At 62.4% G+C, this 14015-nt stretch carries 10 protein-coding genes and 1 pseudogene; 6 read left to right on the top strand and 5 right to left on the bottom strand.

What is annotated here, in order from left to right:
• Positions 1-21: 21 nt before the first annotated feature.
• Both AB5975_01400 and AB5975_01395 read right to left on the bottom strand, forming a co-directional pair.
• A complete protein-coding gene (locus tag AB5975_01400) occupies positions 22-2886 on the bottom strand; it encodes a DUF6543 domain-containing protein (GenBank protein ID XDR20646.1) in 2865 nt (954 codons plus the stop codon).
• Positions 2883-5636, bottom strand: a complete 2754-nt coding sequence (locus AB5975_01395; GenBank protein XDR20645.1) for a DUF6543 domain-containing protein — start codon at positions 5634-5636, stop codon at positions 2883-2885. The genes AB5975_01400 and AB5975_01395 overlap by 4 nt, the downstream gene beginning before the upstream one ends.
• Before the next feature lie 234 nt (positions 5637-5870).
• Between AB5975_01395 and AB5975_01390 the strand changes: the two genes are divergently transcribed.
• The 6 genes from AB5975_01390 to AB5975_01365 all read left to right on the top strand — a co-directional run bounded on the left by AB5975_01390 (position 5871) and on the right by AB5975_01365 (position 11031).
• Complete coding sequence (locus AB5975_01390) at positions 5871-6446, top strand: GNAT family N-acetyltransferase (protein XDR20644.1); 576 nt, start codon at positions 5871-5873, stop codon at positions 6444-6446.
• Positions 6447-6521: 75 nt separating this feature from the next.
• Positions 6522-7244: a TenA family transcriptional regulator gene (locus AB5975_01385; GenBank protein XDR20643.1), complete on the top strand. Its 723-nt coding sequence runs from the start codon at positions 6522-6524 to the stop codon at positions 7242-7244.
• Positions 7245-7267: 23 nt separating this feature from the next.
• Positions 7268-8497, top strand: a complete 1230-nt coding sequence (locus AB5975_01380) for an MFS transporter (GenBank protein XDR20642.1) — start codon at positions 7268-7270, stop codon at positions 8495-8497.
• Positions 8498-8547: 50 nt separating this feature from the next.
• Entirely contained in the window at positions 8548-9813 is a 1266-nt protein-coding gene (locus AB5975_01375; protein XDR20641.1) for an aminotransferase class I/II-fold pyridoxal phosphate-dependent enzyme, read from the top strand.
• Positions 9806-10033: a hypothetical protein gene (locus AB5975_01370; GenBank protein ID XDR20640.1), complete on the top strand. Its 228-nt coding sequence runs from the start codon at positions 9806-9808 to the stop codon at positions 10031-10033. The genes AB5975_01375 and AB5975_01370 overlap by 8 nt, the downstream gene beginning before the upstream one ends.
• Positions 10034-10104: 71 nt before the next feature.
• Positions 10105-11031 carry a dienelactone hydrolase family protein gene (locus AB5975_01365; GenBank protein ID XDR20639.1) on the top strand — a complete coding sequence of 309 codons (927 nt, stop codon included), beginning with the start codon at positions 10105-10107 and terminating at the stop codon, positions 11029-11031.
• A 10-nt stretch (positions 11032-11041) separates the two neighbouring features.
• Here AB5975_01365 and AB5975_01360 read toward each other — a convergent pair whose 3' ends face one another.
• From AB5975_01360 to AB5975_01350, 3 genes and pseudogenes are all read right to left on the bottom strand, one after another.
• Positions 11042-12013: a GlxA family transcriptional regulator gene (locus AB5975_01360; GenBank protein XDR20638.1), complete on the bottom strand. Its 972-nt coding sequence runs from the start codon at positions 12011-12013 to the stop codon at positions 11042-11044.
• A 91-nt stretch (positions 12014-12104) separates the two neighbouring features.
• Positions 12105-12446 carry an EscU/YscU/HrcU family type III secretion system export apparatus switch protein gene (locus AB5975_01355; GenBank protein XDR20637.1) on the bottom strand — a complete coding sequence of 114 codons (342 nt, stop codon included), beginning with the start codon at positions 12444-12446 and terminating at the stop codon, positions 12105-12107.
• Positions 12443-13998 (bottom strand): annotated as a pseudogene (locus AB5975_01350) (flagellar hook-length control protein FliK). The gene AB5975_01355 and the pseudogene AB5975_01350 overlap by 4 nt, the downstream one beginning before the upstream one ends.
• Between the last annotated feature and the right edge of the window lie 17 nt (positions 13999-14015).

Raw genomic sequence — 14015 nt, 5'->3', positions numbered from 1 at the left:
CCGCGCAAGCCCGTCCGGCCGTCAGTAACCCTGAGCGTTTCCGGCCATTGCGACCTCTTCCAGGGGTAGCAACCGCAGCTCTGCACGCCGTTGTGCTGCTTCATCCAGCAGCGCGTCGTAGTTCAGGGTGTGCATGTTTGCCAGGTCCGCCACCTGCCTGAAGGTGTAGAGCTCAGGTAGACGTTGGTCGATCACATGGTTGAGCACCGCGGGCCCGGTTAGTCTGTTGAGTCTTTCGGTATAGGCCTGGAATGCCGCCGCATGCTGTCGCGGAGGTTTGGGGACTTTGTAGAACGCCTGGCCCTCCGGGGTGAGGTAGCGCGCCAGGATCTCGTCGGAAATGGCGTTCAGCACCGGATTACCAGCGCGGCTACCAATCATGCTGGTGTTGTAGCTTGTATACATGCCCAATTGCGCATTGCACACCGGGCTCCTCAACAGCAGCCCGTCGAGGGGCGTGGTGAGCGGTACGCTGTCGATCTTTGCCCGCAGCTGCCCGGTTGCGTCCGGCTCGACCAGCAGATGGTCGTCAATATCCAGGTAGATGCCGCCTTCGCTGTGCAGGACGCGGTAGCGCAAGATGTCCGAGGCCGAGGAGAAGTTGCTCGCCACACCGCCATTCCCTTCCAGCGCAGCCTGGTACTGGTCGAAGTATTCACTTGCCGCGAATTGATGATAGAAAGTCTGCTGCTCCAGTACTGCAACCTTCAATCCCCTGTCGATGCGGGGCTGCAGCAGGGTCATGTTACGTTCGAATGCCTGAGGGTTGGCGTTGGACAGGTAGAGTTTGAGCGTGAAATCGCTGTTGCGCAGTGCCTGCACGTTGTTGTCGAGCGCAGCCAGGTAATCACCGGCGATCATCCTGTCACCCAGCCAGATGTGTAATACCTGTCTGGGGACGGGTATGCCTGGTGCAGTCCCCAGTGCATCGAGGTCGACGGGCAGCTGCAGATCGATACCCAGTGCCCGCAGCGTGCGCGAGCGCGATGTCGGGCTGATTTCCCGCAACGGGTCCGTATCGGGCAGCAGTCGGCTGATCGAGGACTGCAGCGGATCGGCGCTGGCCACATAGTGCTGGGCGCCGCGTGTGCCGTTGGGGTACTTGAGCACGAAACTGTCCTGTCGGGCGTCGTAGTACAGCGGGTGTGGGCCATTCCCCGCATCGCCGATCAGTTCGTCACCTGTGCCGAATGCCTTGCGCCGCGTTACGCAGCGGGCAACGTGTGAGTCCGCGCCGGGCAAGGTGGTGGCCACTTGGTCACCCGCTACTGCCAAGTCCTGGAAATAGGGTGTCATCGCAGGCCCAGGCCAGCGCGGCGGCGAAACCGGGCTCAGCGGGTAGCCTGTGCGGCCGTTGAGCCTCACCGGTTTGATGAAGCCAATAGGGCGTCGGCCGAACAGCGCCTTGGTCGCCTTGACCCCGCGCGCCAGCCCCGGGGCTGCGTTCAGCAGACCGAACACGGCTTGCTCGGCGCCTTCGAGCTGTTGGTCCGGATCCTTGGCGTGCAGCGCCTGGTCCAAGCCCACTGTAAATTGGGCGACCCCCGCCACAGCAGCCAGCGGTAGCAGTCCGGGGACCACCAGCAGAAACGGTGCGGCGAGGTTCATGGTCAGGTAGAAATAGCGGCGCCATGCGGCCTTGGTCACTTCACTGTCCCGCGTGATCAGGAAGTCGGCGTCAGCCTGGCTGCGTTGACGTTGTGCCACCGTAAATGCCTCGAACAGGTTGTATTCGATGCGCGGGCTGAAGGTGTCCGCCTTGTAGTTGATCAGGGTATGCGGGTTCCATACCCTGGCCAGGCGATACACGCTGGTTGCAGGCAGGATGATCTGGCGGGGTGGGAAATCGCCCATGCCCTGAAGTACCCGACGCAACCCCGACCGGCCAATCCTGTCCGGAATATCGCAGGCCCGGAAGTGGGCAAGCAGGGCCGCCCGTTTGTCGGCGTCGCGGCACTGCCTGGCAAGCCACGCACGCATCGCGCCCGGGTTGGCGAACTCATGCAACGGCGCCGCATTGCCCGGTAGGTACAGCAAGGTCAGGCGGCTGCGCATATCGCTCAGGCAAAGGATGTCGCTTGATGGGTAGCCATTGATGTTCAGCAGCCTGGCGTCTACCCCGTTGGCACTGAGGCTGGCGCCGTGGTGCCAGCGTTCCACGCCTGCCGCCCGCCACGCCAGGCTGCGCCCCTGTTCACTGAGGTTGCCCCGCAATGCCTGCCGGTTGCAGGCAGCGAGGAATGCGATGCACGCGCTGACGCTGTACTGGCTGGCGGCATGGGCCCAGAAGTCATCGAGCTGGCGTTTGAATACACCCTGGAAGTCGAGTTGCCAGATGAAGGACTGGAAGGTCGCGGCGTCGAACTGCACATAAGTGCTGGCGTCGTAGCGCATGGGTGCGGTCTGGCGGAAAAGGCCATGGAATTTGGTGTGCACATCGATGTCGTGGTCCAGGCCACTTCCTGGCAATTCATCGACGATCGTCACCTGACCATTGCTGAAGGCCTGGGCCCAGGGCGCTCGACCGTGTGGCAGGGAAAGCTCTGGCAGTACACCAAGCAGGTCGACGGTGGCCGTCCCGCCTCTTAGCAGCAACTGCGCGGTTTGCTCGGCAACCTTGGAGTAGCCGCTTTGCTGCCAGTTGCCAAGTAGCGCTTCGGTCAGGCTCATTTGTTGGACGATCTTGGCCAGCCAGCCCCGCTTGGGAACGAATTTGCAATGCAAGGTCACTGCAAGCGTGTTGTCGGGTTCCACGTCCAGCCGCTGCTGGCTGGCCCATTCGCGGATGGCTGCACTGGCACTGCGGTCAGGGCGAGGCACGGAACCCAGCATTGCCTTGACGTAGTCTTGGCCGGCTGCGCCGACCACAGGTTGGCGCGGGTTCATGTTCGGCTCCAGGAATGGTTGCCACCGACAGTGGCGAAGCGGTTCAGGGGCAGGAGCGTACGCACGGAATCGCGCATGCGTGGCAGATCGACGAACCGGTAGGCATTGATGCGCGGCATCCCATAGAGATTGGTGAGCTGTCGCAGGATGCGCAGGCTCGGCAGTTGCCGATCGACCACGTCGCTGAGCAGGGCAGGGCCGGTGAGGTAGCTCAGGCGCCTGGCATACTCATAGAAATTCCCCGGGTCTTCAGCCAGGCTGGGCTTGCTGTCGTAGAAGTCGCGATTGAGCTGGTAGCGTGCGCACATCTCTTCGGAAATGGCCTCCAGCGTGGGGTTGCCGGGGTGGCTGCCGATAAGGCTGGAATTGTAGAGGCTGTTCATGCTCATCTTTTCATTGGACATGGGCGGTACCAGCAGCAGCCCTGTGGCGTCCGTGCTCAGTTCGACCTGATCGATGGGTTCACCGGCGGGACCTACCGGTTGCCCGTCGATGATCAATGAGTACTCGCCTGGCGCGAGCAAGGTGTCATCGACATCCATGTACAAGCCACCTTCGTGGTGCAGCATCGGGTAGCGCAGCACATCGCATGCCGATGCATAGTTGCTGGCAACGCCGCCGTTGCCATCCAGGGCAGCGTCGTACTGCGCGTAGTATCTGCTTTGTCGAAAAGCCCTGAAGAAGGCCTGCTCCTCCAGCGGCAGAACTTGCAAGCCCGGAGCATGACTGGCCAGCAGCTCCAGGTTTTCGGCATAGGCGTGCCGGGCAGTGCTGGAAAGGAACAACCGTATGCTGTATTCGCTGTCTTGCAACTGCGCTGCGTTCTGGCCCAGATTGGCCAGCAGCTCCGGGCCGATGACCCGGTCACCGACCCAGATGCAGGAGATGCGTTTGGGTATTGGCCAACTGCCCGGCGCTCTGGCAGGTACCTGTAGCGGCAATGGCAGGTCCACGCCCAGCGCCCGCAGGGTGCGGTTGCGCATTGCATGGGTAACCACGCGCCCTTGCGGCGCGGGGCTCAGGTTCCGGCTGTCGGGTACCGCCACGAAGCCTACAGGGTCGACCTGGTTCAGGTCTTCGGCCCGAATGAAAACATCCCGCTCCATGTCGTAGATCATTCTGGCGTTGTAGCCCTTGATGTTCGCTGCCAGGGTGTCTGGCTCACCATCGTACTGGGGCGTACGAATGACTGCGTCGGCAACCGCCTGGTCACAGTCAGGCAGTGGCTCTATCGGGTCGGTGATATGGAAGTAGCTTGCGCCCTCGGGCTCGGGAAAGCGCGGTGGCGAGAGTGGGCTCAGAGGGTAGCCGATCTGTTCATTCAGCCGCGTCGGCGGCGCGAAACCCTCGACCTTGAATTCGAACAGTGCCTTGCCCCTTGCGGCAGCGCCTGCTGCCAGGGGCAAGGCGTTGAACAGGCCCCAGGTGATGTTGCCGATACCTTCTTGCTGTTGCTGCAGTGACTTGCCGTTGATTGCCTGGTCGAGCCCCAGGCCAAGCTGGGCGATGCCACCGATGGCCAGCAGCGGCCCCAGGCCGGGTACCACCAGGCACAGTGGCGCCAGCAGGTTGAGCGTAGTGGCCAGGTAGCCACGCCACCTGGCCTTGATGACTTCGCTGTCAGCCGTGATCAGAAACGCGGCGTCGTCGTAGCTGCGCTGACGCTGGCGCTCGGCCAATGCCTGGAAAAGGTCGCCCTTGATCCTTGGGTTGTACCTGGTAGGTCGATAGTTGACATAGGTCTGCGGCGGCCAGGTGCCGTCGTCGTTGAAATAGCCGTGTTCGGGAGGCAGCAGGTGCCGTTCAGGGTAGGCGCCCAGCCCCTCCATGGCAGTGTCCAGGCCGCTGAAGTCGAGGCCTTGCGGGCAATCTGCCAGGCGAAAATGCTGTTTCAGGGCCTGGCGTTTGTTCGGGTCTTTGCATTGTTCGCCGACCCAGGCCTTCAATTCTCGTTCGCTGCTGAACGTCAGCAACGGTGAGCTGTTGCCAGGTACGTACAGCACCGTCAGGTCGGTGGCGGGGTCGTTCAGGTACAGCAGGTCGGTCGCTGCATAGCCGTAGATGCTCAAGGTACTGCATCGCAGCCTGTTACGCCGTGGCATCAGCCCGGCCGCTTGCCAGACCAGTTGCCGTGCAGGCTCGCTGAGGCTGCCCTCGCTGACCTGTCTGTTGCAGGCTGCGATGAAGTTGAGCTTCAGCGCCAGCCTGTGACTGTGCAGATGGTCACGCCAGTACACATCCAGCGCCGCCTTGAAAGGCTGCTGGAAGTCCAGGTTGCTGATGAACTGCTGGAAGGCTTCGGCGCTTACCGGCAAATGGGTGGAAGCGTCGTAGCGTTGCGGGGTAGTGCGCCGAAATAGGCCGTTGAATACTTCGAAGGGCGCCCCGTAGTGATTGAAGACGGGTTGCGGGAGGGTTCCCACCAATCGTATCGGGCCTGCGGGTAACGCACCGGCCCACGGTGCTTGCAGCAGCTTGCCGAACATGTCACTGGCAGACTCACCCTGCCAGTTGCCCAGCAGTGCCTGAGTCAGGCTGGTGCGCTGGCTGATTGCGGCCAGATGGCCACCTGCGCCGTCCGGGCAATAGTGAAGGGTAACGACGTCGAGCTGGTCCGGGTCCAGGTCATGGCCTTGCTTTGCGAGCCATTGGCGGATGGCGCGGTTGGCTTCACGATCGGGGCGAGGCACATGGCCGAGGTGGTCTATAACGTAATGCGTGCCCATCACGTTGATGCGAGTCGAATGCATGGGGGTACCTTGCGCTGAGATGAAGCCGGCAAGGTTGAAGCAGGGGCACGAAAAGACGGTGGTAGATATGTCGGTACGGCGCCTGGCCGATCTCGTCACCCCCTGGCCCTCGGGTGCTGATGGCATTTTGGTCGTGGATGTCACTATCCTTCCGCTTCCTGTCCGGTTCCCTTCTTACCCGGCATCGCACTTAAACGTTTAAATCCCAGCTTGTACGCACAAGGGATTTACGCAATGAACACCCTCTCTTCAAAGCAGGTGGCCCCTGGCGAGCCACAGTTGCAGTGGTTGCGTCAGGCCGACAGCGATACCGCGCCGGCCATCATGCAACTGATCAACAGCACGGTTGGCGATGGCGGTGTTCTGGGTTACGAGCATGAGATGTCTGCCGGGCAGAGCGTCGAATTCACGGCCTCGTTGCAAGAGCGCATCCATGGCGGCAATACCCATGTCCTGCTCGGCCAGGCAATGGCGGGGCCGGCCTGCCTGGTCATTGTTTCGCGCAGCAGCATGCCGAACTGCCGGCATATTGCCGACCTGAGCAAGGGCGTGGTGCACCCGGCCTATCGCGGGACCGGCCTGGTGGCACGGGCTTTCAGCGAAGTCGTGCGCCTGTGCCAGGCCCAAGGTATCGAGCTGTTGACCCTGGATGTACGCGAGGGCACCCGTGCACACCGGTTATGGCAAACCTTCGGCTTCCAGACCTACGGCGTGCTGGACGACTACGCACGTGTCGATGGCGTGAAGCATCGCGGCCATTACATGGCCCAGCCCGTGGAAAGCCTTGCGCTGCGACTCAACCTGGACTGAGTTGCCCTTCGTCGACTCTGCCTGTGGCCATCGCAGTCAACGGCACCTGTCTCTCTCACCCAAGGAACACCCTGAATGGCCTTATCTACTGCAGCCTTTCGCGATCAGCTGGAGCAGAAACTGCACCACCATCTGACCCTGTCCCACCCGATATTCAAGGAACTGCTTGCGCCTGAGGGCAACAGGCCGCTGCTGCGCAAGGTCGCGTTGCAAGGCTATCAGCTCACCAAGTACTTCCTGACCTATGTCGAGCACTTGTTCTTTCATTGCCCGTTGCCTGCCCACAAGCGGGCACTGATCACCAATTGTTTCGAAGAAGAAACCGGCCGGCTTTCCCGCACCGACAACCATGTCGTGCTCATGCAGAATTTCCTGAGGGCGCTCGGCATCAGCGATGCCGAGCGTGATGCCGAGCAGCCGCTGCCAGCCACCTGGGAACTGATCGATTTCCGCCTGCAGGCGGTACGTGACCCGGCGCGTTATCACATTGGTGCGGCAGCAGTGATGATCGCCAGCGAAGGGCAAAACCTCGAGACCGTCGCTGGAGATGCACGGCATGTGTTGCTGGGGCGTGCCTATGGCCTGGCCGAACAAGACTTGCTGTTCTTCTCGGTGCACCAGAAGGAAGACGTGGGCCACGTCAATGAAGGCTTGGACCTTGTCTCGCAGTTGTGCAGCACGGCGCAGATGCAAGAAGAGGCGTTGCAGGCTGTAGACCACACCTGCCAGCTGTTCTACGCGATGTACGAAAACATGTACCAGGCGTATTGCCGAGCTCCGCAAGCCGAGGCGGTGTAATGCCCACACGATAAGGATTGGCCATGAAACAGAAATTCAGCTCTACCTTGATCGTCTCGGTGCTGGTCGTCGGCTTCGTGGTGATGTTTCTGTCCAGCGCCTTGAAGGGGTTGTACCAAGTCTACTTCGTCGACCTGGCCTCCCACTTTGGCGAGGGGCGCGCAGCCTTGGCTACCGCAGGATCGCTGTTCGTCCTGACCATTGGCCTGGTATCGCCCGTGGTGGGGTGGCTGAGCGACAGGGTTGGGCCCTTGAGCACGGTGGCCCTGGGCAGTGTCAGCGGCGGGGTGGTGCTGCTGGGCGTGACATTCGCAGGCACGCACCTGCTGGTGTTCACCCTGTTGTACGGCCTGCTCGGCGCCTTTGCCCTCGCTGCGATGACCTATGTACCCATGGGTATTCTGGTCGATCGCCTGGTCGCTGAACGGTTCAAGGCCTTCGCTTTCGCATTCGTCACCAACGGCACCTCCATTGGCTTCATCGTGCTGTCGCCGTTGTGGATCATGCTGCAGCAGAGCGTGCCCTGGCAGTCGGTGTTCTCCTGGGTTGGCCTGATCTTTCTGGTGCCTTTGAGCCTGGCGCTGTATTGGGTATCCCGCACCGTGCCGTTGAAGCCCGACCCGCAGGCGGCAAAGGTCAGGCATCCGGTGATGTTTCTGCTGCGTGACCCGCGCTTCTTCGTGCTGGCCCTCAGTTTCGCCAGTTGTGGTGCCACCATGGCGTTCATCGATGTTCATCTGGTGTCGTTCTGGCAGGGTGAGGCGCTGCCCAGTTCGGTGCAGGCCAGCGGCCTGAGCCTGTTAGGTGTGCTGGAGCTGGTCAGCGGCCTGCTCGCGGGTTGGTTGGCTACCCGCTACAACAAGGGCCTGCTGCTGATGATGTTTTACCTGCTGCGAACCGCTGCGGTCATCGTGCTGCTGACCACGCCCGGGCCCCTCGGAACGTACGTGTTCGCTGTGCTGTTTGGCGCCAGTTACCTTGGAACGGTGGTGCTCACATCTGCCTTCTGCTTCGCGCTGTATGGCGCCGAAATCAAAGGCAAGGTGTTCGGGATGCTGTTCCTGGTACATCAACTTGGCGCGTTGGTGGCCACGCAGCTGGGCGCACTGGATTTCGACCGGCATCAAAGCTATCAGCTGACCTTGGCCGGCCTGGCCACGGCCACGGCGGTGGCTGCCCTGGCATCGTTGTGGCTGATAGCGGTTCGCCCATCAAGCGAAACCCTGGCTGCTCAACTCGCTGAACCTGAATAGTCCACCAATCAATTGCGCATTGTTCAATGCAAACAAGGAGGCGCAAAACCATGCAATCGACCGTGATTGGCCTGGATGATTTCAACGCAACTGATTTCAATGCAACTGGGGCACTGCATGCTAACCGGGTCAGCGACCTGACCGATGTGTTCTGCGAGCCGTTGGCCATGACGTCCGCCTACACCTTCGCTTCAGCGAAAGAGGCTTGCGAGCGCTTCAGCGGGCAACAGCAGGGCAATGTATACAGCCGCTTCACCAACCCGACCGTTCAAGCGTTTGAAAGCCGTGTGGCAGCGTTGGAAAACGCTGAAAGCGCAGTGGCGTTCGCTTCCGGCATGGGCGCTTTCACCGCGCTTTGTCACGCCTTTCTCCAGCAAGGCGACAACATCGTCTGCAGCCGTGACGTGTTCGGCACTACCGTCAATGCCTTCAGCTACTACATGGCCCGTTTCGGGATCGAGGCCCGGTTCGTCGATTTGACAGACCTGGCGCAGTGGAAGTCGGCAATCGACGGCAGGACCCGTCTGGTGGTGTTGGAGTCGCCCTCCAATCCGCTGCTGAAAATCGGTGATATCCGCGCGGTAAGCTCGCTGGCACATGAAAAAGGGGCGTTGCTGGTGGTGGACAACACCTTGCTGACCCCGGTTTTTCAGCGGCCACACACACTGGGAGCGGATTTGGTCATCCACTCCGCTGGCAAGTACATGGATGGCCAAGGGCGTGCATTGGCGGGCGTCGTGACGGGGTCGCAAAGCCTGATGCAGGTGTTGCGGGGTGTTCTGCGTACCTTGGGCATTTCTTGCAGCCCGTTCAACGCCTGGCTGCTGCTCAAAAGCCTGGAAACCCTCGAAGTCAGGATGATGCGGGCACAGCAGAGCGCCTTCGAGCTGGCCCGCTGGCTTAGCCATCAGGAGCTGGTGACCGCGGTGCATTACACCGGCCTGGAGCACCACCCCCAGCATGCATTGGCATGCCGCCAGCAGGACGGCCATGGCGGACTGTTGGCTTTCGAGATCGTCGGGGGCCAGGCCGCAGCTTGGCAATGGATTGACCAACTGCGTTGCGTGGCGCGCTGTACCAACATTGGCGACACCCGCAGCATGGTCACGCATCCAGCTACAACTACACACGGGCGGCTGGACGCACAGGCGCGGCATCAGGCGGGTATCTCGGATGGTTTGATCAGGTTGTGCGTCGGACTGGAGCGTGTGGACGATATCAAGGCCGACCTGCAACAGGCTTTCCAGGCCGTGTCCTTGCAAACATCCATGGCAGCGCCGATCGGCCATAACCGGAACGCGGTATTCAATGGCTGAACTGCTCGCTTCAGGATTCGGCATTGGCGTGTTCGCCGTGGGCGTGCAGATCCTTGCATTGATCGCGGTGTATGGCACGGCCTGCGCGAAGGAAGTGCGTTTCTATGCCGTGGCTTTCGCGCTGGCGAGTTGCGTGATGGCGGGCATGGCGATGCTCGACCCGTTGGCATTCCCCCAATGGCATGTCGACGGCCTGGCAGTAATGGCGATGTGTGGCTGATGCCGGGCGCCGCCAATTTTCTATATCGGGTGCCGGTTCAACACCCGCTCATGACGTTCAGGGGTAACCAGATGTTCAAAGTAATGACCATCAGCTTGGTGCTGGGCTGTGCCCTTCAGTTCGCAACGGCTCGGGCTGAGGTCGCTGCCACCAATAGCGGCACCGTTGCCACGGTCAGCAAACGGCTCGTCTCTTTCTATAGTCAGCCACTGCCATCCGCCGGCAAGGCGATACCGATTCGGGTTCCGGCGGTGTTGTCGTTGCCGGCCAAGGCCGCGGGCCCGGTACCGGCTGTGATCATCCTGCATGGCTCGGCGGGTATGGATTCGCGTGGTCCCTTGCATGGCGGTGACCTCAATGCCCGCGGCATCGCAACGCTGGAGTTGGACATGTGGGGCGCGCGCAGGCTCACTGGCGGTGCACAAGGGCGGCCGCCACGCGTGCACGATACCCTGCCGGACCTGGCAGGCGCCCTGGCTTACCTGGCCAAGCAGCCTGGCGTCGACGGCCAGCGCGTGGGAGTGCTCGGGTTTTCCTGGGGGGGCGTACAGGCCATGCTCGCCGCCTCTGCGCCCATCAACGACGAGCTGGAGCAAGCCTCAGGTATTCGCCCCATCTCGATGGCAGCGTTTTACCCCGTGTGCTGGGGTTACAACCATGTGCCAGGTTATACCTTCAAGCATCTGGCCCCGGCTCGCTTGCTGGTGCTGGTAGGCGAAAACGACCAGTATGACGATGACCCGCGTGCCTGCCCGGCGCTGATTTCAAACCTGCCCAGCGAAGATCAGGCGCGTGCGCAGGTGCTGGTTTACCCCGGCGCAGAGCACGGTTTCAACGGGCTGGAGGCCGCCCAGGAGTATCAGGACCCGTTCCTGCACCGTGGTCAGGGCGGCGTGGGGCGTTCGGCACCTGACCCGGCGGCGCGCGACGCTTCGCGCCAGGCCGTGGTGAAGTTTTTCACCGAAAGCTTCGCCCCGACTGCGATAAGCGAGCGGTAGCAGTCGAAATCTAGGCGCGCTCGTGGGCGAGAGCGTGGCGAAACTGCAGGGGCGGTTGCGGCATTTCCTGGCGCCATGCCAAGCGAAAGGCATGGCTGCTGCCGTAGCCGCAACGTTCGGCAATCTGTTCCACGTTGAGGTGGCTGCTGCGCAAAAGCTCACGGGCCAGGTCGAGGCGTTGGGTGCGCAGGTAGCTCTGCAGCGTTTGACCGGTATTGTCGCGGAACAGTCGCGCCAGGTGCCGGTAGCTGACATTGAACTGGCTGGCCAGTTGTTCGAAGCTGAAGTGGGTGCCCAGGTGTGCATCGATGTAGTCCTGGGCCGCATGCACCAACGGGTGGATGTGATTGCGCGCCAGGTCTGCCGCGCGCAGCTGCACATCTTCGCCAGCGCGGCGCCGGTAGATGACCAGCTCCTGCGCCACCTGGTTGGCCACGACCTTGCCAAATTCCAGGCTGACGATGTGCAGTGCCAGGTCAGTTCCGCTGGACACGCCTGCCGAGGTGAACACGCCATCGTCCTCGACGAACAGGCGGTTCTCCAGCACCTTGGCTGCTGGGTAGCGCATTCGAAGCAAATCGACGTAACGATGGTGCGTGGTGCACTGTCGGCCATCCAGCAAGCCAGCTTCGCCCAGCAGGAACGCACCGGTGCATATGGAGCACAGCTTTATATCCGGCGTTTGCCTGACCACCTTCGCCAGCCACAGGGCGGTGGCGGTCAATATCGCTGTTTCGGCGGGTGTCGCAGAGAGCTTGTTGCCCACCACGAACAGCAAGTCCTGCGGTGCGAGCCGCTCAGGCAACTGGTGCAGGCCACTCAGTGTCACGCCCTGAAAACTGCTGACCTGTTGTCTGGCGGCTATGCAACGTACGTTGACCGGTGCCAGCTGGAGTTCTTCGAGGCTCGCCATGATTTGTAGCGGGCCGCCTAGATCAAGGATGTGGGTGCCCGGGAGCAGCAAGAACCAGATGGTACGCATTACAGTATTCCTTACATCGCCAAGCGCCTGACCTTGAACGGCACGTTACCAACATGGCGCAAAAAGGCAATTTGCATGGATACCATGGCGGTCAGGCGCCTTCGCCTCCGGGCAGCCTTCCGAGCAGCGGTGGGGTAGGCCCTGGGGCGGCAGGTTCGTCATCGAAGCCCGCAGGCACTTTGCCCCGCAGGTGCCAGGCAAAGGCGATGATTTCGGCAATGGTCAGGTACAGCGCCTCCGGTATCTGGTCCCCCAGCTCCAGGCGCGCCAGCAGGCGCACCAGCTCGGCATTTTCGTAGATCGGCACCTCGTGCTCGCGGGCCAATGCCAGGATGACCTCGGCCAGCGCATCGTCGCCCTTGGCGGTGAGGGTAGGGGCTTGCTGCCCGTCGTAGAACAGGGCAATCGCCTGCCGTGCAGGTTGGTGCGTCATGCGTTCTCATCCACCCAGCGTTGTTCAACCCGCGTACGCGGGCCTTGTGGCGGATACCAGGATGGCATTCCAGATCACCCACATCCAGGCCCCGCGCCAACAGGCGTTCGCGCAAGCTGCCGAGCTGGCTGTCGATCAGCCGGGCTGTCGCCTCGCGTTCCGCCCAAAGCTGGCCACCCAGGCGGCCTTGGCTCAGTTGTGCCTGGACCTGCACCGGGCCAAGGGGCGAGAGGTCGAAAGCCAGCTCGATACGCCACAGGGCTTGCAGCGGGTCGGCTGATTCCTGCTGGCGGTCGGCTTGCTGTTGTGGCGTTTCCTCGCGTTGCAGCTTGACCTGCAACGGGATGAACTCCTGGCCGTGACGGATCGGCACTTCGGTTTGCCAGGTGGTCTGCAGGTTGCCGTTTTCCAGGGTACCGGTTTGTTGCAGGCTGCTCATGGCGTGGCTTTGCAGGCGCGACACGGCAGCGGCGGCCAGGCGCAGCAGTTGTTGCAGGTCGCCTTCGTCTTCCATGGCCTTGAGCAGGCGCGACGGCAGCGGGAATGCGCCCGGCTGCGGCTTGGGGCTGACCCGTTCGAGCATGCCCAGCGCGCTGCGGGCCAGGGCCGGCATGGTTACGGCCAGGCTGGCGAGCGCCAGGTTGGGCGCCCCGGGTATGCTGGCCGGCGCGACGGTGATCAGCCGCAGCAAGTGCGCCTTGAGGTCGGTGGCGACGCTGGCCGGGAGACCGCCCAGCAGTTTGGCTTCGAGAAAGGTACCGCTGTTGTTCAGGGCTTGGGCCACTGCCTTGGCATCACCCAGTTGCCGGGCTTCTGGCAGGCCCGCCAGCAGGCGTTCGGCGCTGGCTCGCAGTTCGCCATCGGCGCCCGGGTCGTGGGCCACCTGTTGCAAGGCATTGAGCAGGCCGGGCAGCGAAGCCTGGCGGTTTTGCTGGGTCAGCAGCTGTTGGGCAATGCTGAGCTGGTCCTGGCGGCCGCTGAGCGGTACGAAACGCAGCGACTGGTCGCCCTGCACCAGCGCGCTGAGCAGGCTACCGACGGCCAGCGGTCGCGGGCTTTCCACGCTCAGGGTTGCGCCGGCCTGGGCACTGTTCAGCAGGCTGACCAGCGCCCGGTAGACGGCGGGCTGGCCGGGCGCCTGGGCCAGCGCCTGGTTGGTCAGGACCTTGCCCTGCAGCAGGGTGCCGACCGGCACCTTGCTGGTGTCCAGCTGAGTGAGGGTGGCGACCTGGCTGGCGCTGGCCTGCTGCAGCATGATCGCCAGGCGGTTGCTTTCGGTCTGGCTGACCGTAACCTGGCTACCCTGGGGCAGGGGCTGGCTGGCGCTGGCTTGCAGCTGGGTCTGGGTGCCGTTGGCCTGCATCAGCCGCAGCACCAGCTGAAAGTCCTGGCCCACCTGGCGCAACGACATGACCTCGGCCTGCGCGGTCTCGCCGGGGGCCATCAAGCCGGGCTGCGGTTGCGTCAGGCGCAGCAGTTCGCCGGTCATGCCCGCCTTGATGGCCTGGGGGCTGATCGCGGTTTGTGCGCCGAGACTGTTGATTTCACTCATGTAGGGTCTACAACCTT

Source organism: Pseudomonas putida, from assembly GCA_041071465.1.
Lineage (GTDB): Bacteria > Pseudomonadota > Gammaproteobacteria > Pseudomonadales > Pseudomonadaceae > Aquipseudomonas > Aquipseudomonas putida_P.
This window is presented reverse-complemented; position numbering and strand designations above follow the sequence as displayed.

What these genes read in the sequence shown, in the direction of transcription:
- AB5975_01380 (XDR20642.1), top strand. Translation starts at nt 7,268, where the DNA reads ATGAAACAGAAATTCAGCTCTACCTTGATCGTCTCGGTGCTGGTCGTC.
- AB5975_01385 (XDR20643.1), top strand. Translation starts at nt 6,522, where the DNA reads ATGGCCTTATCTACTGCAGCCTTTCGCGATCAGCTGGAGCAGAAACTG.
- AB5975_01365 (XDR20639.1), top strand. Translation starts at nt 10,105, where the DNA reads ATGTTCAAAGTAATGACCATCAGCTTGGTGCTGGGCTGTGCCCTTCAG.
- AB5975_01390 (XDR20644.1), top strand. Translation starts at nt 5,871, where the DNA reads ATGAACACCCTCTCTTCAAAGCAGGTGGCCCCTGGCGAGCCACAGTTG.
- AB5975_01370 (XDR20640.1), top strand. Translation starts at nt 9,806, where the DNA reads ATGGCTGAACTGCTCGCTTCAGGATTCGGCATTGGCGTGTTCGCCGTG.
- AB5975_01395 (XDR20645.1), bottom strand. Translation starts at nt 5,636, where the DNA reads ATGCATTCGACTCGCATCAACGTGATGGGCACGCATTACGTTATAGAC.
- AB5975_01355 (XDR20637.1), bottom strand. Translation starts at nt 12,446, where the DNA reads ATGACGCACCAACCTGCACGGCAGGCGATTGCCCTGTTCTACGACGGG.
- AB5975_01360 (XDR20638.1), bottom strand. Translation starts at nt 12,013, where the DNA reads ATGCGTACCATCTGGTTCTTGCTGCTCCCGGGCACCCACATCCTTGAT.
- AB5975_01400 (XDR20646.1), bottom strand. Translation starts at nt 2,886, where the DNA reads ATGAACCCGCGCCAACCTGTGGTCGGCGCAGCCGGCCAAGACTACGTC.
- AB5975_01375 (XDR20641.1), top strand. Translation starts at nt 8,548, where the DNA reads ATGCAATCGACCGTGATTGGCCTGGATGATTTCAACGCAACTGATTTC.